The sequence below is a fragment of the Streptomyces solicavernae genome, assembly GCF_029968095.1.
Lineage (GTDB): Bacteria > Actinomycetota > Actinomycetes > Streptomycetales > Streptomycetaceae > Streptomyces > Streptomyces solicavernae.
The window spans coordinates 442,939-460,527 of the sequence record NZ_JASCIR010000001.1 but is presented as its reverse complement, the minus strand read 5'-3'; the positions used below and the strand labels follow the sequence as shown (position 1 = coordinate 460,527).

Below are 17,589 nucleotides of genomic sequence, written 5' to 3'. Positions count from 1 at the left end.
ATGCCCACCCCAGCTCGCGATGCCCGCGTCTACGACGCCGTGATCGTCGGCGGCGGCCACAACGGCCTGGTCGCCGCCGCCTACCTGGCCCGGGCCGGACGCCGCGTCCTGCTCCTGGAACGCCTCGACCGCACCGGCGGCGCCGCCGTGTCCACGTACGCCTTCGACGGGGTGGACGCGCGGCTCTCCCGGTACTCCTACCTGGTCAGCCTGCTGCCGAAGAAGGTCGTGCGGGACCTGGACCTGCCCTTCGCGGTCCGCAAGCGGGACGTGTCCTCCTACACGCCCGTCAGCCGCGGCGGCCGCGACACCGGCCTCCTCGTCACCGGCCAGGCCGCCCGCACCCGCGAGGGCTTCCGCGAACTCACCGGCTCCGACCGGGAGTTCGCGTCCTGGCAGGAGTTCTACGCGCGGACGGCACGGGTCGCCGAACGGGTCTTCCCGTCCCTCACCGAGCCGCTGCCCACCCGGGCCGAGCTGCGCGAACGCGTCGACGACGAGGCGGCCTGGCGGATGCTGTTCGAGGAGCCGGTCGGCACGGCGATCGAGGAGCACTTCCACGACGACCTGGTGCGCGGCATCGTCCTCACCGACGCCCTGATCGGCACCTTCGCCGACGCCCACGACGCCTCGCTGCGGCAGAACCGCTGCTTCCTCTACCACGTGGTGGGCGGCGGCACCGGCGACTGGGACGTGCCCGTCGGCGGCATGGGCGCGCTCACCGACGCCCTCGCCGACACCGCGCGCGCCGCGGGCGCCGACCTCCGTACCGGCCACGAGGTGCTGCACATCGACACCGACGGCACCCGCGCCGAGGTCACCCACCGCACCCCCGAAGGCACCGAGGCCACCGTCACCGCCCGGCACGTCCTCGTGAACGCCGCACCCCGGGCCCTCGCGGAACTCCTCGGCGAGACCCCGCCCGACCCCCCGGCCGAAGGAGCCCAGCTCAAGGTCAACATGCTGCTCAAGCGGCTGCCCCGGCTCCGCGACAGCGCCGTCGACCCGCGCCTCGCCTTCGCCGGGACCTTCCATGTCGCCGAGGGGTACGCGCAGTTGGCCGCCGCGTACGCCGAGGCGAGCGCGGGCCGGCTGCCCGGGTCGCCCCCCTCGGAGATCTACTGCCACTCGCTCACCGACCCGTCCGTCCTCGGCCCGGACCTCGCCGCCGCGGGCTGCCAGACCCTCACCCTGTTCGGCCTGCACACCCCGGCCCGGCTGTTCGCCGCCGACAACGAGGCGGCCCGCGACACCCTCCTGAAGTCGACGCTCGCCCAACTCGACGCGTACCTCGGCGAGCCGCTGGCGGACTGCCTCGCCACGGACGCGCAGGGCCGCCCGTGCATCGAGGCGAAGACCCCGCTCGACCTGGAGCGGGACCTCGGGCTGCCCGGCGGCAACATCTTCCACCGCGACCTGTCCTTCCCGTACGCGCAGGAAGGGACCGGGCGCTGGGGCGTGGAGACCGGGCACGCCAACGTCCTGCTGTGCGGGGCGGGCGCGGTGCGCGGCGGGGGCGTCAGCGGCATTCCGGGACACAACGCCGCGATGGCCGTCCTGGGCCGGTGACCGGGAACGGGAGCGGTTCCGCAGCTGCCCCGCGGGTGTGAAAGGCTGGCCCGACGGCGGAATGTGCAAGGTCTGCTCCCGCCGGGGAGGGAGAACCGTGAGCACTGGCCAGGTCCGCACCATGGTGAGCCTGATGGCGCAGGGAGCGCCCGTGGAGGTCACCAGCATGTGGGCGACCGTGGGCAAACTGTCCCGACTCGCCCACCTCGGCGAGCAGTTCGGCTACCAGTACGCGGACGCGCGGTACGTCAGCAAGGGCACTCAGCTCCTGATGGTCCCCGACCCGCAGCCGCAGGCGCGGCAGCGCGCGCAGCAGACCTGGTCGCAGTTCCCGCAGGCGGGCACGGGCGGACAGCTGCCGCCGCTGCCCGCGCAGGCGCCCGAACTCCTCAAGACCCAGGTCAACTTCGACCTCAGCGGCCGGCACAACGAGAAGCGCCGGCTCCTGGCGGCCATCCCGATCACCGTGGTCTGCCTGCTCCGCATGATGCGCGGAGACGAGGACGCGATGGTGTTCTGGGGCGCGTTCTGGGTCCTGGCGATATGCCTGGCCGTGGGCATGGTCTTCTACACGCGCAAGCGCCATGCGGCGTACGAGGCCCAGCTGCAGGCCGCCGGTTACGTCCAGGTCCCGGACCCGACGGGCCGCATCCACTACGTCCCGGCGGGCAGCTCCCTCGCGGCGGCGGCGCCCCCGGTCCCGCAGCAGCAGCCTCAGCCTCAGCAGCAGCACCAGCCTCCGGCCTACGGCCACCAGGCCCCGCCGCCCGCCCAGCCGCCGTACCAGCAGCAGCCTCCGGCCTACGGCCAGCAGCCGCAGCCTCCGGTGCACGGCCAGCAGCCGCAGCCTCCGGCCTACGGTCAGCAGCAGCCGTACGGGCAGCAGGCGCCGTACGGTCAGCAGCAGCCGTACCAGCAGCAGCCGTACCAGCAGCAGCCTCCGCAGCAGTACTGAAGCGCGGTGGAGGGGGCTGCCCGCCCGGCCGCCCCCTCCAAACAATCTGACGCTGCATCAGAAAATCTCTTCCGTCGGCCGACGCGCTGCGGCATCCTGCGCCCATGCAGACGGAGCTGAGCAAGAAACTCGGAGTCGAGCACGCCGTCTTCGGCTTCACGCCCTTCCCCGCCGTGGCCGCCGCCATCAGCCGGGCCGGCGGTTTCGGCGTGCTCGGAGCGGTCCGCTACACCGCCCCCGACGACCTCAAACGCGACCTCGACTGGCTGCACGCGCACACCGACGGCAAGCCCTACGGCCTCGACGTGGTGATGCCCGCCAAGAAGGTCGAAGGTGTCACGGAGGCGGACGTCGAGGCGATGATCCCGGCCGGGCACCGGGAGTTCGTCGAGGCCACCCTCGCCGAGCACGGGGTACCCGAACTCCCCGAAGGGGAGGCCTCCGGCTGGCGCATCACCGGCTGGATGGAACAGGTCGCCCGCAGCCAGCTCGACGTCGCCTTCGACTACCCGATCAAGCTCCTCGCCAACGCCCTCGGCTCACCGCCCGCCGACGTCATCGAGCGCGCCCACGCCCACGACATCCTCGTCGCCGCCCTCGCGGGCAGCGCCCGGCACGCCCGCAAGCACGCCGACGCCGGGATCGACATCGTCGTCGCGCAGGGTTACGAGGCGGGCGGCCACACCGGCGAGATCGCCTCCATGGTCCTCACGCCCGACGCGGTCGAGGCGGTCGCCCCGCTCCCCGTGCTCGCCGCGGGCGGCATCGGCAGCGGCGAACAGATCGCCGCCGCACTGGCGTTGGGCGCGCAGGGCGTGTGGACGGGCTCCATCTGGCTCACCACCACCGAGGCCGAGCTGCACTCCCGCAAGCTCACCGAGAAACTCCTCGCGGCCACGTCGTCCGACACGGTCCGCTCCCGCGCCCTCACCGGCAAGCCCGCGCGCCAGCTCCGCACCGAGTGGACCGACGCCTGGGACGACCCGGCGGGCCCCGGCCCCTTGCCCATGCCCTTGCAGGGCCTGCTCGTCGCGGAGGCGGTGTCCCGTATCCAGAAGTACGAGGTGGACGCGTTGCTGGGCACGCCGGTGGGGCAGATCGTGGGGCGGATGAACGCCGAGCGGAGTGTGCGGGGTGTCTTCGACGAGCTGACCCGGGGGTTCGAGCGGGCGATCGACCGCGTGAATCGGATGGCCGGCCGATGACCTGAGGGGCGTCGGGGACGGCGCACGAAGTGCCCATCCAGGGGCGCGGGGAACTGCGCGAGCGACCACGACGAAACCCGCACCCGGCCAGGAACTGAACTCCGCAGAAGGGATGCCGCACATGCCCGACCACCCCAACGGCTTCTGGGCGCAGGCCCAGGCCGACCCCGACCGGCACGTCCTGATCGCGCCCGACGGCGAAACATGGTCCGCGGCCCGCCTGCACGCCGCGACCAACCAACTCGTCCACGGCCTCCGCGCAGCCGGCCTCGAACGCGGCGACGCCTTCGCCGCAGTCCTCCCCAACGGCGTGGAGTTCCTCACCGCCTACCTCGCCGCCGCCCAGGCCGGCCTCTACCTGGTCCCCGTCAACCACCACCTCGTCGGCCCCGAGATCGCCTGGATCGTCTCCGACTCCGGCGCCAAGGTCCTCATCGCCCACGAGCGCTTCGCCGAGGCCGCCCGCGCCGCCGCCGACGAGGCGAAGCTCCCCGCGGCACAGCGGTACGCGGTAGGAGAGGTCGCGGGATTCCGGCCGTACGGTCAACTCCTCGACGGACAGCCCGAGTCCGCGCCCGCCGACCGGACCCTCGGCTGGGTCATGAACTACACCTCCGGCACCACGGGCCGCCCCCGGGGCATCCGACGCCCGCTGTCCGGGAAGCTCCCCGAGGAGTCGTACCTCGGCGGGTTCCTCGGCATCTTCGGCGTCCAGCCCTTCGACGGCAATGTGCACCTGGTCTGCTCGCCGCTGTACCACACGGCCGTGCTGCAGTTCGCGGGCGCGTCGCTGCACATCGGGCACCCGCTGGTCCTGATGGACAAGTGGACGCCCGAGGAGATGCTGCGCCTCATCGACCGGCACGCCTGCACGCACACCCACATGGTCCCCACCCAGTTCCACCGCCTCCTCGCGCTGCCGCAGGAGACGAAGGACCGCTACGACGTGTCCTCGATGCGGCACGCCATCCACGGCGCCGCGCCCTGCCCGGACCATGTGAAGCGGGCGATGATCGACTGGTGGGGGAGCTGCGTCGAGGAGTACTACGCGGCCAGCGAGGGCGGCGGCGCGTTCGCCACCGCCGAGGACTGGCTGAAGAAGCCCGGCACCGTCGGCAAGGCATGGCCGATCAGCGAGCTCGCCGTCTTCGACGACGACGGCAACCGGCTGCCGCCCGGCGAACTCGGCACCGTCTACATGAAGATGGCGACCGGCGGCTTCGCGTACCACAGGGACGAGGGCAAGACCCGGCAGAACCGCATCGGGGACTTCTTCACCGTGGGCGATCTCGGGGTGCTTGACGAGGACGGCTATCTGTTCCTGCGCGACCGCAAGATCGACATGATCATCTCCGGGGGCGTCAACATCTACCCGGCGGAGATCGAGTCGGTGCTGCTCTCCCACCCCGCCGTCGCCGACGCCGCCGCGTTCGGCATCCCGCACGACGACTGGGGCGAGGAGGTCAAGGCCGTCGTCGAAGTCGCCGAGAGCCACCGCGCCGGGGACGCGCTGGCCGCCGACATCCTCGCCCACTGCGCACAGCGCCTCGCCGGCTACAAGCGGCCGAAGTCCGTCGACTTCATCACCGCCATGCCCCGCGACCCCAACGGCAAGCTCTACAAGCGCCGGCTGCGCGCACCGTACTGGGAGGGGCGGGAGCGGGCCCTCTGACCTGGTACACCGGCCGGGTTCGGGCGGCGGAGGGGGTCGGGGGCTGAGAGCGTGGGGCCATGGCTTCGCATCCGGGTCCGCTCACCAAGGTCGGTACCGTCGTGGTGCCGCTGCTCGCCGTCGTCCTGCTCGCGCTGACCTGGGGGCGCGATCTGCCGGGGCCCGTGGTGGTGGTCGTCGCGCTGTTCCTCGCGGGCGCGGTGCTGTGCGCCGTGCATCATGCCGAGGTCGTCGCGCACAAGGTGGGCGAGCCCTTCGGGTCGCTGGTGCTGGCGGTCGCGGTGACCGTCATCGAAGTGGCCCTCATCGTCACCCTGATGGCCGACGGCGGCGCCAAGACGTCCTCGCTGGCCCGCGACACCGTCTTCGCCGCCGTGATGATCACCTGCAACGGCATCGTCGGCCTCGCGCTGCTCGTCGGCGCCTGGCGGGGCGGCGTCGCGCCCTTCAACACCGAGGGCACCGTCGCCGCCGTCGCCACCTGGACGACCCTCGCCACGCTCAGCCTGGTCCTGCCGACCTTCACCACCGGCAAGCCGGGGCCGGAGTTCACCGGCGCGCAGCTCGCCTTCGCCGCCGTCGTCTCCGTGGTGGTGTACGGGCTCTTCGTGGCGATGCAGACCGTCCGGCACCGCGAGTACTTCCTGCCCGTCACCCGCGACGGCGAGGTCCTCGACGAGGACGACATCGCCCACCCGCCGACCAACGGCGAGACCTACCTCAGCCTCGGCCTGCTGCTCGTCGCCCTCGTCGCGGTGGTCGGCAACACCAAGGGCATCTCGCCGGTCATCGAGTCCGGCGTCGAGGCGGCGGGGCTGCCGCAGGCGTTCGTCGGCGTCGTCATCGCCCTGCTCGTCCTGCTCCCCGAGACCCTGGCCGCGTACCGCTCGGCCGTCCGCGACCGCACCCAGATCAGCCTCAACCTCGCGCACGGCTCCGCGATCGCCAGCATCGGCCTGACCATCCCGGCCATCGCCGTCGCCTCCGTCTGGATGGACGGCCCGCTGCTGCTCGGCCTGGGTGCGACGCACATGGTGATGCTCCTCCTGACGGTCGTGGTCAGCGTCCTGACCGTGGTCGCCGGCCGCGCGACGCTGCTGCAGGGCGGCCTGCACCTGGTGCTGTTCGCCGCGTTCGTGTCCCTGGCGATCAGTCCTTGAAACGCGTGCCCCCGGCGGTCAGTCCCTGAGCGCGTCTCCCCGGCGGTCAGTCCCCGAGCGTGATGGCCGCCGCCGGGCAGACCCCCGCCGCCAGCCGGGCCGCGGCGCGCTGCCCGTCGACCGGCCGGGCGGTGAGCAGCCGCACGCGTCCGTCCTCCTCGTCCTGGTCGAAGACCTCCGGCGCGGTCAGGGCACACATGCCGGCCCCGGCGCACCGCTCCCGATCGACACCGATCTCCACGGCCGTCCTCCCTCTCCTTCGCGTACGCGGCTCCTTCGCGTACGCGGCTCCTTCACGTACGCGGCCCGGTCAGGTCTGGTCCCAGGTGACCGGGAGGCTCCGTACGCCGTAGATGTTGTTCTGCTCGCGCAGCGGCACCTCGGAGGGTTCGACGGCGAGACGCAGCGTCGGGAAGCGCCGCAGCAGGGCCGGCAGGGCGATCTGCATCTCGACGCGGGCCAGTTGCTGCCCGAGGCACTGGTGCGCGCCGTGCCCGAACGCCACGTGTCCGGTGGCCGCGCGGCGCAGGTCGAGCCGGTCGGGCCCGGGGAACCGCGCCGGGTCGCGGTTGGCGGCCTGGAAGGACAGCGTGACCGTGTCGCCCGCCCGGATCAGCCGGCCGTCGACCTCGACGTCCTCAAGGGCGGTGCGCACCGCCGGGTCGGCCACCGTCAGGTAGCGCAGCAGCTCCTCGACGGCCGGCCCCGCGAGGCCGGGTTCGGCGCGCAGCGCGGCGAGCTGCTCGGGGTGGCTGAGCAGCGCGAACGCGCCGAGGGCGATCATGTTGGCGGTGGTGTCGAGCCCGGCGCCGAGCAACAGGCTGCCCACACCGGCCAGTTCCTCGTCGGTGAGGTCGGTCCCGGTCAGGTCGCTCAGCAGGTCGTCGGTCGGCTCCGCCCGCTTGGCGGCGACCAGGCCCTTCACGTACGACTCGACCGCGCCGTAGGCCGCGCCCTTCGCCTCAATGTCCGCCCGCTGGTCGAAGAGCGTCGCCACGTGCCCGGTGAACTGTTTCCGGTCGGCGTACGGGACGCCGAGCAGCTCGCAGATCATCTGGGCCGGGACCGGGTGCGCGTAGGCCTCCACCAGGTCGAGGCCGGGGCCCTGCGCGGCCATCGCGTCCAGGTGCTCGGCGGTGAGCTCCTCGACCCGCTCGGTGAGCAGACGCATCCGGCGGACCGTGAACCTGCCGGTGAGCAGGCGGCGGTAGCGGGTGTGGCCGGGGGCGTCCATGCCGGTGAAGTCGCCGGGGGCGGCCGGGGGAATCTCGACCTCCTCGAAGCCCGGCATCGGCAGGTGCAGCAGCTCGTACCGGGCGCTGAACCGGGGGTCCGCCATGATCGCGCGGACCGCTGCGTGCCCGGTGGCGAGCCAGCCGTGGTGCCCGTCCGGGTAGCGCATCCGCCGCAGCGGCGACTCCTCGCGCAGGGCGGCGAGTTCGGCGGGCGGGTCGAAGGGGCAGCCGGTGTGGCGGGCGGTGGGGAACGCGGTGACTTCGGCGGGGGCGGTCGTGGGTTCGTGGGCCGTGGGTTCGTGGGCCGTGGGCTCGTCGTGGGTCTTGGGCTCGTGCGTCGTGGGCTCGTGCGTCATGGGGTCCTCCGTGCGGTGACGACTGGACGGCTCGATGGCGCCATGATGGCACATGTATGGCGCCATAGCGAGCGGTATTGACGCATGCGCGGCGCCAAATACGAAGAGGGGGCCGGATGTCCGGCCCCCTCGATGCGCGCGTACCGCCACGCGCCGCCCCGCCTACCGCTGCCGCACCTTCACCACCCTCAGCTCGGGCGAGGCGAGGATGTCCCGCTCGCAGAAGCGCGAGGTCACCCAGCGCTTCTGCGCGTACAGCCGGGTCTGGTCGCTCAGGTGCGGCGACTCGGGGTTCTCGGACTGGGAGTACGTCAGGAGCGTGCGGGCCACCGGACAGCGGCCGCCGTCGAAGCCCACGGCCTGGATGTAGCTGGAGCCGTGCGTCACCTCCGTGTACCCGGCGGCCGGGTCCCAGGCGGGCTCCAGCTTGTTCCACACACCCAGCGACTCGGTGCCGCCGTGCACCGGAATGCGGTCACCGGCCCGCCGCACCGACTGGTGGGCGGAGAGCGGCGCGTCCGGCGCGATGCCCGCCCGGTCGAGCTCCGCGACCGCGTCCGCGAGCGCGCGCTCGAAACCGGCGTGTGCGGTGTCGAGGGTGTGCGGGGTGCGCACCGGGTCGGCGGCGGAGAACGGCACCTTCCACCGCTCGTCCGCGGGAACACCGGCCGTGAGCTTCCGCCAGAACCGGTCGAAGAGCAGCGCGCCCCGGCTGTCGAGGTTCATCGTGCGGTCCCAGGCGCCGATCGCCGCACACGCCGCCCGTACGTCGACTTCCCTGCCGTCGCTGCCCGTTGCCGTGCCGCCCGGCAGCGCGGCGCACGCCTTCGCCACGTCGGCGGCGGTCCGGTCACCGGCCGGAACGCGGTTCGCGAACTGCTGCTCCTGCAGGTCCCGCACCGTCAGGCGGCCCTGGTCCGCCATCGCCGCCACGTCCTCGACGGCGCCCCGCGTCCGCATCGAGCGCTGCGTGCCCACGGTGCCGAAGATCCGCTCGTACCCGGTGAGCGGCCGGTCCAGGTTGGTCAGCCAGGCGCTGTCGTTGGAGTTCTCGGCGTACGGGGCGTCCTCCAGGACCGGCATCCGGCTCGGCCCGAACACCCCGGGCTGCAGCGCGTCCGGGTCCTGGCCCAGCTCGCACTCCGTGCGCGAACCGTCGAGCACCGCGAGCCCCGCACTCGGGTACGTGGCCCTGCCGAGCGCCGTCGAACAGCGCTCCGCCAGCTCGTCCGTGATCCGCGGCAGCACCTGCGACTGCGTGAACAGCGAGTGCCCCGCCGCGTCCGCCGCGATCGTGTTGACCCACGGAAGCCCCTGCGTACGGGCGAGCGCCGCCTTGACCTCCTTGATGCTGCGCGCCTTGTTGAGGGCCAGGGAGGCGTCGCTGATGCGCATGTTGGACGCGTTCGGGTCGTTCAGCGCGTACGCCGTCGACTCCGTCCACGGCAGTGGAAGGCCGGCGCCGAGCGAGGTGACGACCGGGCCGTAGCGCGTCCACCACTGGGTGCGGGTGACCTGCTCGCCGTTCTCCGTGTCGACGGTGACCGTGCGCTTCTTCATGCGGTGCCGCTCGCCGTCCACGAGGTACGCCGTCGGGTCGGACGGGTCGAGCTTCAGCTCGTGCAGGTTCACCGGCACGCCCGTCGCCACGGTGTGGCTCCACGCCACGGACGCGTTGTACCCGATCGACACGGAGGTGGAGCCGAGCAACAAGCCTCCGGAAACGTTCAGCTCCCCCGGGATCGTCTGCTGCGACTGCCAGAACCTGCGGCCCCCGTGCCACGGATAGTGCGGGTTGCCGAGCAGCAGACCGCGCCCGTTCGCCGTGGTCGAGCCCGCGAAGGCCACCGCGTTGGAACCCATGTCGGCGTCCTGCGCGGAGAACAACTCACGGGCTGCTTCGGCGACTTGGTCCGGGTCGGGCGTTTCGGGCGAGGTTCCCGGCGTCGGCGGCCGAGCCGAGACGATCGCGTCGGCCGCCCGCCCCTGACCGCCGAGCACGGCGAGCGCGAAGCTGCGCCGGGCCACGTCCAGGGAGGTGATCGGCCGCACCCATTCGGCGTCCTTGCACGCCGGGTCCGTGATGCGGTTCTGCTCCAGCCAGGCGTTGTAGCCCGCCGCGTACCCCCGCATCAACTCCCGTACGTCCCGGCTCGGCCCGACCGGCGCCGGCTCGTCGAGCAGCTTCTCCACGGTCCTGGCGTCCCGTACGCCGCGGAAGAACAGGTCGCTGGAGAGGTTCGTGGACGCGGACGACAGCGACCGGTCGGGCTTCGCGTCGGCGCCGAAGTACTTCGACCGCTCGCCGCGCAGCGTCACATGCCCCTCGGCGAGCGTGCACACCTGGTCGTTCGCCTGCGCCCACCCGGTGCCGAAGCCGAGGTTCGCGTAGTCCTTCGCGACGATGTGCGGGATCCCGTACTCGGTGTACCGGATCGTCGCCGAAAGCCCGCGGCCCGAGGCCCGCTCCGGCGCGCCCCCGGTCTCCGCGGGGGCGGGGGACGCGGCGGCCGCCACGGATAACAGCGCGGTGCCGATCAGTACGAGCCGTCTCCAGCGGTTTCGCATGGTGCTCCCAACTGTCTGGCCAACTGGTCTGCGGACAGGTCCGGTTGAGCGTACTAAGCGGTATGTCGCTGACGCGAGGGTTCGGCACACCTACTTGACCGCCCGCGCGCGGCGGCCGAGGATCACGGCATGACGGACGTACGAGGCGAGAGCCCCGCGCACGGCGGCGCACGCGGCAACACCGTCGACGGGCTGCTCCGGCGCAGCGCCCGCCGCACCCCCGACCGGACCGCGCTGCACTACGGCGACCGCGCCTGGACCTACGCCGAGCTCGACGACGCGGTCTCCCGCGCGGCGCGGGTGCTGCTCGACCAGGGCCTGCGCCCCGGCGACCGGGTCGGCGCGTACGGCCACAACTCCGACGCGTACCTCATCGGCTTCCTCGGCTGCGCGCGGGCCGGGCTCGTGCATGTGCCGGTCAACCACCACCTCACCGGCGCCGACCTCGCGTACATCGTCCGCCAGTCCGGCAGCGCGCTGGTCCTCGCGGACCCCGGACTGCAAGGTGAACTCCCGGACGGAGTACGGGTGTTGCGGCTGCGCGACACGGACGACGCGCTCCTGAACCGGCTCCCGGCGGCGCATCCGTACGACGGTCCGCAGCCCGGCGCCGAGGATCTGGTGCAGCTGCTCTACACCTCGGGGACCACGGCCGACCCCAAGGGCGCGATGATGACCCACCGTGCCCTCGTGCACGAGTACGTCTCCGCGATCCACGCGCTCGGCCTGAGCGAGGCCGACCGGCCCGTGCACTCGCTGCCGCTGTACCACTCGGCGCAGATGCACGTGTTCCTGCTGCCGTACCTGGCGGTCGGCGCGGAGAACACCGTCGTGGACGGCCCGCAGCCGACGCTCCTCTTCGACCTGGTCGAGGCGGGCCGCGCGGACAGCCTGTTCGCGCCGCCCACGGTGTGGATCGCACTCGCCAACCACCCCGAGTCCGCCACCCGCGACCTGGGCGCGCTCCGCAAGGCGTACTACGGCGCCTCGATCATGCCCGTACCGGTCCTGGAGCGGTTGCGCGGGCGGCTGCCGGGTCTCGCCTTCTACAACTGCTTCGGCCAGAGCGAGATCGGCCCGCTCGCCACGGTCCTCGGGCCGGACGAGCACGAGGGGCGGATGGACTCCTGCGGGCGGCCCGTCCTCTTCGTGGAGGCGAAGGTCGTGGACGAGTCGGGCAAGCCGGTGCCGGACGGCACGGCCGGTGAAGTGGTGTACCGCTCACCGCAGTTGTGCGAGGGCTACTGGGACAAGCCGCAGGAGACCGCGGAGGCGTTCCGCGACGGCTGGTTCCACTCCGGGGATCTGGCGGTGCGGGACGCGGACGGCTACTTCACGGTCGTGGACCGGGTGAAGGACGTCATCAACTCCGGCGGTGTCCTCGTCGCCTCGCGCCAGGTCGAGGACGCGCTGTACACGCATCCGCAGGTCGCCGAGGCCGCGGTGATCGGCCTGCCGCACGAGCGGTGGATCGAGGCGGTGACGGCGGTGGTCGTGCGGCTCGGTGAGGTGGGCGAGGCGGAGCTCGTGGCCCACGCGCGCGGGTCCCTCGCCGCGTTCAAGGTGCCGAAGCGGGTGGTGTTCGTGGACGAGCTGCCGCGCAACGCGAGCGGGAAGATCCTCAAGCGGGAACTGCGGGACCGCCTCTCCTGAGACCGCGGGGCGCGCACGCGGCGCCTCCGGATCAGGGCGCGGGGCCCGGTGGCCGCACGCGGCGCCCCTCCCGGCCCTCACTCCGGGATCACTCCGGCCTCACTTCGGCCGCTCGTCCACGATCCGCCGGAACTTCCCGACCGACCGCTCCAGCGTCTCCGGGTCCACGATGTCGACCGTCACCGAGACACCCACCCCGTCCTTGACCGCCGCCGCGATCGAGCGCGCCGCCTCCGTCCGCTGTCCGGGGCTCGCGTCCGGCCGGGCCTCCGCGCGGACCGTCAGGGCGTCGAGGCGGCCCTCGCGGGTCAGGCGGAGCTGGAAGTGCGGGGAGACGCCGGGGGTGCGCAGGACGATCTCCTCGACCTGGGTGGGGAAGAGGTTCACTCCGCGCAGGATCACCATGTCGTCGCTGCGGCCCGTGATCTTCTCCATCCGGCGGAACGAGGGGCGGGCCGTGCCGGGGAGCAGGCGGGTCAAGTCCCGTGTCCGGTACCGGATCACGGGCATCGCCTCCTTGCTGAGCGAGGTGAACACCAGCTCGCCCTGCTCGCCCTCGGGCAGCACCTCGCCGGTCAGCGGGTCGACGATCTCGGGATAAAAGTGGTCCTCCCAGATGTGCAGGCCGTCCTTGGTGTCCACGCACTCCTGCGCCACGCCGGGGCCCATGACCTCCGACAGGCCGTAGATGTCCACCGCGTCGATCGCGAACCGCTCCTCGATCTCCCGGCGCATCTGCTCGGTCCACGGCTCGGCGCCGAAGATGCCCACCTTCAGGGAGGTGGCGCGCGGGTCGACGCCCTGCCGCTCGAACTCGTCGAGCAGCGTCAGCATGTACGAGGGCGTGACCATGATGATCTCGGGCCGGAAGTCCTGGATCAGCTGGACCTGCCGGGCGGTCATGCCGCCGGACGCGGGCACGACCGTACAGCCGAGCCGTTCCGCGCCGTAGTGCGCGCCGAGGCCGCCGGTGAACAGGCCGTACCCGTAGGCGACATGGACCGTGTGGCCCGGCCGGCCGCCCGCCGCGCGGATCGAGCGGGCCACGACGTCCGCCCAGGTGTCCAGGTCGCGGTCGGTGTACCCGACGACCGTCGGCCGGCCCGTCGTACCGCTGGAGGCGTGGATGCGGCGGACCCGGTCCCGGTCCACGGCGAACATGCCGAAGGGGTAGTGGTCCCGCAGGTCGGCCTTGGTGGTGAACGGGAAGCGGGCCAGGTCGTCGAGGGTGCGGCAGTCCTCGGGGCGCAGGCCCGCCTTGTCGAAGGCCTCGCGGTAGTACGGGACGTTCTCGTACGCGTGCCGCAGGGTGGTGCGCAGCCGCTCCAGCTGGAGGGTGCGCAGCCCGTCCAGGTCGAGCCGCTCCGCCGCGTCGAGTTCCGCTGCCGTCATCCCGCTTCTCCGTCCCACAGCCTCTTCGGTCAATCCGGGGTGAACCGGACGACCGATCATTCGGTTGATTCTGCTGGGTTCAGTTATCCAGGGGGTGGGCGGGGGCGTCAAGACGTACGACGTGATCTTCGGCGGTGGGGCGGCGCGGCGCGGGTCAGACGTAGTCCTCGATGCGGGCCACCGCGTAGCCCTGCTCGGTGATGGTCCGCAGCAGCTCCACCGTGAGCTCGGTGAGGGTCCGGTCGCCCAGGCGCTCCGGCGGGAAGAAGTGGAAGAGGACGATCTCGCCGGGCCGCAGCCGGTCGGAGCCGTTGTCGTACCGCAGGCCGTCCGGCTGCATGTTGACGCCCCACATCACGCAGGCCCGCAGCCCGCAGTCGGCGGCGGCGCGGAGCGTGGTGCGGTCGTAGTGGCCGCGCGGCGGCCGGAAGAGCGTGGGGTGCTCGCCGAACTCCCGCTCCAGGCGCGCCTGCTGGCCGCAGATCTCGGCCCGTTGCCGCGCGTACGGCAGTCCGGCGAGGCTCGGGTGGGTCAGGGTGTGGTTCTGTACGCGGTTGCCGCCGGGCCGCAGCCGGTCGAAGTAGCCGTAGTCGTCGCCGGCCATGGAGTCGGTGAGGAACATGCTGAACGGCACCCGGAGGTCCCGCATCAGGCGGGCGAACTCCGGGTCCTTCGCGAGGCCGTCGTCGATGGTGAGGAACACGACGCGGTCCCGGGTCGGCACCCGCTCCACCACGGGCGCGGACCGCCCGGCGGCGGGCAGTGCGGGCTTCACGCGCGGCGCGGGCGGGGGTGCGAGGAGCGTGGGGAGCGCGGGGTGGTCCGGGCGTTCCGGGCGGTCCGGGCGGTCTGGGTGATCCGGGCGGTCCGGGCGGCCCGGGTGGTCCGGGCGTTCCGGGCGTTCCGGCCGGGCGGTGCGGCCCGGCTCGGGTGCGCCGGGGTGCGTGCCGCCGGCGGTGCAGCCGCTCACACCGCCCCCCAGGAGGAGTGCGGCGCCGAGCAGCCCGAGCAGCCTCCGCCGTACGACCTGCCCCTGCCGCACGCCCATGTCGTCCCGCCTCCCTCGTCGCGTACGGACCCTGCACCCGGCAGGTCACGCGGGGGTGAGCGGAAGGTGAACGCGCGGGGACCGGCGGCGGGTTCGGCCGAACAGCACGGCGGCGACGGCCCACCGGCCTCACCCCGCCCCGCCCGCCTCCACCCCGTCCGCCTCCACCCCGTCCGCCTCCACCGCCACCGCCTTCGCCCACCGGTAGTCCGCCTTGCCGCTGGGCGAGCGCTGGATGGAGTCGGTCACGACCAGCTGGCGCGGGATCTTGTAGCCCGCGACATGCGTACGGCAGTGCGCCTGGACGTCCGGCAACGTCAACTCACCGGCCCCCGGCCGAAGTTGCACCACCGCCGCCACATGGTTGCCCCACTTCGCATCCGGCACCCCCGCCACCAGCGCGTCGTACACGTCCGGATGCGACTTGAGGGCCTGCTCGACCTCCTCCGGATACACCTTCTCCCCACCGGAGTTGATGCACTGCGAGCCACGGCCGAGCACAGTCACGATGCCGGCCTCGTCGACGGTCGCCATGTCGCCGAGCAGTACCCAGCGGACCCCGTCCTTCCGGAAGAACGTCTCGGCGGTCTTCCTCTCGTCGTTGTAGTAGCCGAGCGGCACGTGCCCGCGCTGCGCGAGGCGGCCCACCTCACCGACCGCGACCGGCTCGTACGTCGCCGGGTCGACCACCCGCGTACGCGCGTTGACCTCCAGGCGGAAGCCCTTCTCGGGCCCGGAGTCGTCCGTCGCCTTGCCGTTGGAGCCGGACTCGGACGACCCGAAGTTGTTCAGGAGCAGCACGTTCGGCACGAGGGCCTGGAACTCGGCGCGTACCGTCTCCGACATGATCGCGCCCGACGAGGAGACGCTGAACAGCGACGACATGTCGGTGCCCTTGCAGGGGCCGTGGAGCGCGTCGACGAGCGGACGCAGCATCGCGTCGCCCACCAGGGACACGCTGGACACCTTCTCCTTCTCAATCGTACGGAGGACTTCCTCGGGCGCGTACTTGCGGTGGATCACCACGCGCTGCCCGTAGTTGAACGCGATGAACGAGGTCAGCGTGGACGTGCCGTGCATCAGCGGGGGCGTGGGGAAGAACGTGATGCCGCTGCCCCCGGCGGCGACGCGCTCGGCAAGTTCCCCGGGCCGCGAGACCGGATCGCCCGCCGGGTCGCCGCCGAACAGGCCCGCGAAGAACAGGTCCTCCTGGCGCCACATCACGCCCTTCGGCATGCCCGTGGTGCCGCCGGTGTAGATGATGAACAGGTCGTCGCAGGAGCGCGGCCCGAAGCCCCGCCCGGGTGAGCCGTCCGCCTCGGCCTGCGCGAACGGCACCGCGTCCAGGACGGGAGCCGCGGCCGCAGGGGCGCCCACCCGGACCAGGTGGCGCAGCTTGTCGGCGCGTGGCGCGGCGGCCGCGACGCGTTCGGTGAACTCGGCGTCGAAGACGAGTGCGGCGAGGTCCGCGTCCCGGTAGAGGTAGGTCAACTCCTCTTCCACATAACGGTAGTTGACGTTGACCGGCACGATCCGGGCCTTGAGGCAGGCCAGCACCGTCTGCAGGTACTCGACCCCGTTGTAGAGGTGCAGGCCCAGATGCTCGCCGGGACGGATGCCGCTGCCGATCAGGTGGTGGGCGAGGCGGTTGGCGGCCGCGTCCAGCTCGGAGTAGGTCAGGCGGCGCTCCGTGCCGGTGCCGGGGTGGTCGACGTACACCAGCGCCTCGCGGTCGGGCACCACGTCGACGACGGACTCGAACAGGTCGGCAAGGTTGTACTCCACCGCTCCTCCTGACCCCGGAAGTTGTTGGCCCGGCCGTCATTAGAGCGCCGCCCGGCGCTTGAGGGAAGAGGGCCCGCCAAGAAATCTGACTGACTGTCAGAAAGCTATTGAACTGCGACCCGGGCTCCTGCAACCTGTTCCAGGTCTGAGACGGGAGGACCCAACCCATGGGACCAAGTGGTGGGACGGAACACCTGGACGTACGGCGCGAGGGCGCCACCCTGGTGCTCACACTGAACAGGCCCGAGGCCAAGAACGCGCTCTCGCTGCCGCTGCTCGTCGGGCTCTACGACGGCTGGCTCGCAGCGGACGCCGACGACACGGTCCGCTCCGTCGTCCTCACCGGCGCGGGCGGTGACTTCTGCGCCGGAATGGACCTGAAGGCCCTCGCGGGCGAGGGGATGGCGGGCGAGCAGTACCGGGACCGGATGAAGGCCGACCCGGACCTGCACTGGAAGGCGATGCTCCGCCACCACCGCCCCCGTAAACCCGTGATTGCTGCCGTGGAGGGCCACTGCGTCGCCGGCGGCACCGAGATCCTCCAGGGCACCGACATCCGCGTCGCGGGCGAGTCCGCCACCTTCGGCCTCTTCGAGGTCAGGCGCGGCCTGTTCCCCATCGGCGGCTCGACGGTACGGCTGCAGCGGCAGATCCCCCGTACCCACGCGCTCGAAATGCTGCTCACCGGCCGGCCGTACACCGCCGCGGAGGCCGCCGCGATCGGGCTCATCGGCCGGGTCGTGCCCGACGGCACCGCGCTCGACCGGGCCCTCGCCGTGGCCGAGCAGATCAACGCCTGCGGGCCGCTCGCCGTCGAGGCCGTCAAGGCCTCCGTGTACGAGACGGCCGAGCTGACCGAGACGGACGGCCTGAAGTCCGAACTGGAGCGCGGTTGGCCGGTGTTCGCGACACAGGACGCGAAGGAAGGGGCCAAGGCCTTCGCGGAGAAGCGGCCCCCCGTCTACCGGCGCGCCTGACACCCAAGGAGTCC

General features: G+C 72.4%; 13 protein-coding genes. 7 read left to right on the top strand and 6 right to left on the bottom strand.

What is annotated here, in order from left to right; all coding sequences use genetic code 11:
• The 5 genes from QIS99_RS02110 to QIS99_RS02090 all read left to right on the top strand — a co-directional run bounded on the left by QIS99_RS02110 (position 1) and on the right by QIS99_RS02090 (position 6,561).
• Positions 1–1,569 carry a phytoene desaturase family protein gene (locus tag QIS99_RS02110; protein WP_282509721.1) on the top strand — a complete coding sequence of 523 codons (1,569 nt, stop codon included), beginning with the start codon at positions 1–3 and terminating at the stop codon, positions 1,567–1,569.
• Between the two features lie 97 nt (positions 1,570–1,666).
• Positions 1,667–2,524: a hypothetical protein gene (locus tag QIS99_RS02105; protein WP_282509719.1), complete on the top strand. Its 858-nt coding sequence runs from the start codon at positions 1,667–1,669 to the stop codon at positions 2,522–2,524.
• A 104-nt stretch (positions 2,525–2,628) separates the two neighbouring features.
• Entirely contained in the window at positions 2,629–3,729 is a 1,101-nt protein-coding gene (locus QIS99_RS02100) for an NAD(P)H-dependent flavin oxidoreductase (protein ID WP_282509717.1), read from the top strand.
• Positions 3,730–3,850: 121 nt separating this feature from the next.
• Positions 3,851–5,401 carry an acyl-CoA synthetase gene (locus tag QIS99_RS02095; RefSeq protein WP_282509715.1) on the top strand — a complete coding sequence of 517 codons (1,551 nt, stop codon included), beginning with the start codon at positions 3,851–3,853 and terminating at the stop codon, positions 5,399–5,401.
• A gap of 59 nt (positions 5,402–5,460) precedes the next feature.
• A complete protein-coding gene (locus QIS99_RS02090) occupies positions 5,461–6,561 on the top strand; it encodes a calcium:proton antiporter (RefSeq protein WP_282509713.1) in 1,101 nt (366 codons plus the stop codon).
• Between the two features lie 46 nt (positions 6,562–6,607).
• Here the strand turns inward: QIS99_RS02090 and QIS99_RS02085 are convergent, their stop codons facing one another.
• The 3 genes from QIS99_RS02085 to QIS99_RS02075 form a co-directional block, all read right to left on the bottom strand.
• The gene (locus QIS99_RS02085) at positions 6,608–6,802 is read right to left on the bottom strand and encodes a ferredoxin (RefSeq protein ID WP_282509712.1); all 195 of its coding nucleotides are present in this window, start codon (positions 6,800–6,802) and stop codon (positions 6,608–6,610) included.
• A 69-nt stretch (positions 6,803–6,871) separates the two neighbouring features.
• Positions 6,872–8,152 carry a cytochrome P450 gene (locus tag QIS99_RS02080; RefSeq protein WP_282509711.1) on the bottom strand — a complete coding sequence of 427 codons (1,281 nt, stop codon included), beginning with the start codon at positions 8,150–8,152 and terminating at the stop codon, positions 6,872–6,874.
• A gap of 162 nt (positions 8,153–8,314) precedes the next feature.
• A complete protein-coding gene (locus QIS99_RS02075) occupies positions 8,315–10,720 on the bottom strand; it encodes a penicillin acylase family protein (RefSeq protein WP_282509710.1) in 2,406 nt (801 codons plus the stop codon).
• A gap of 129 nt (positions 10,721–10,849) precedes the next feature.
• Between QIS99_RS02075 and QIS99_RS02070 the strand changes: the two genes are divergently transcribed.
• A complete protein-coding gene (locus QIS99_RS02070; protein ID WP_282509709.1) occupies positions 10,850–12,373 on the top strand; it encodes an acyl-CoA synthetase in 1,524 nt (507 codons plus the stop codon).
• 99 nt (positions 12,374–12,472) lie between these two features.
• On the opposite strand, the gene paaK is transcribed toward QIS99_RS02070, so the two are convergent.
• The 3 genes from paaK to QIS99_RS02055 form a co-directional block, all read right to left on the bottom strand.
• Positions 12,473–13,765, bottom strand: a complete 1,293-nt coding sequence (gene paaK, locus QIS99_RS02065) for a phenylacetate--CoA ligase PaaK (protein WP_282509707.1) — start codon at positions 13,763–13,765, stop codon at positions 12,473–12,475.
• A 154-nt stretch (positions 13,766–13,919) separates the two neighbouring features.
• Positions 13,920–14,813: a polysaccharide deacetylase family protein gene (locus QIS99_RS02060; protein WP_282509704.1), complete on the bottom strand. Its 894-nt coding sequence runs from the start codon at positions 14,811–14,813 to the stop codon at positions 13,920–13,922.
• A 129-nt stretch (positions 14,814–14,942) separates the two neighbouring features.
• On the bottom strand, positions 14,943–16,598 hold the full coding sequence (locus QIS99_RS02055) for an acyl-CoA synthetase (protein WP_282509702.1): 1,656 nt from the start codon (positions 16,596–16,598) through the stop codon (positions 14,943–14,945).
• Positions 16,599–16,765: 167 nt separating this feature from the next.
• Between QIS99_RS02055 and QIS99_RS02050 the strand changes: the two genes are divergently transcribed.
• Positions 16,766–17,575, top strand: coding sequence for a crotonase/enoyl-CoA hydratase family protein (locus QIS99_RS02050; protein WP_282509700.1), 810 nt, complete (start codon positions 16,766–16,768; stop codon positions 17,573–17,575).
• Positions 17,576–17,589 lie beyond the last annotated feature (14 nt).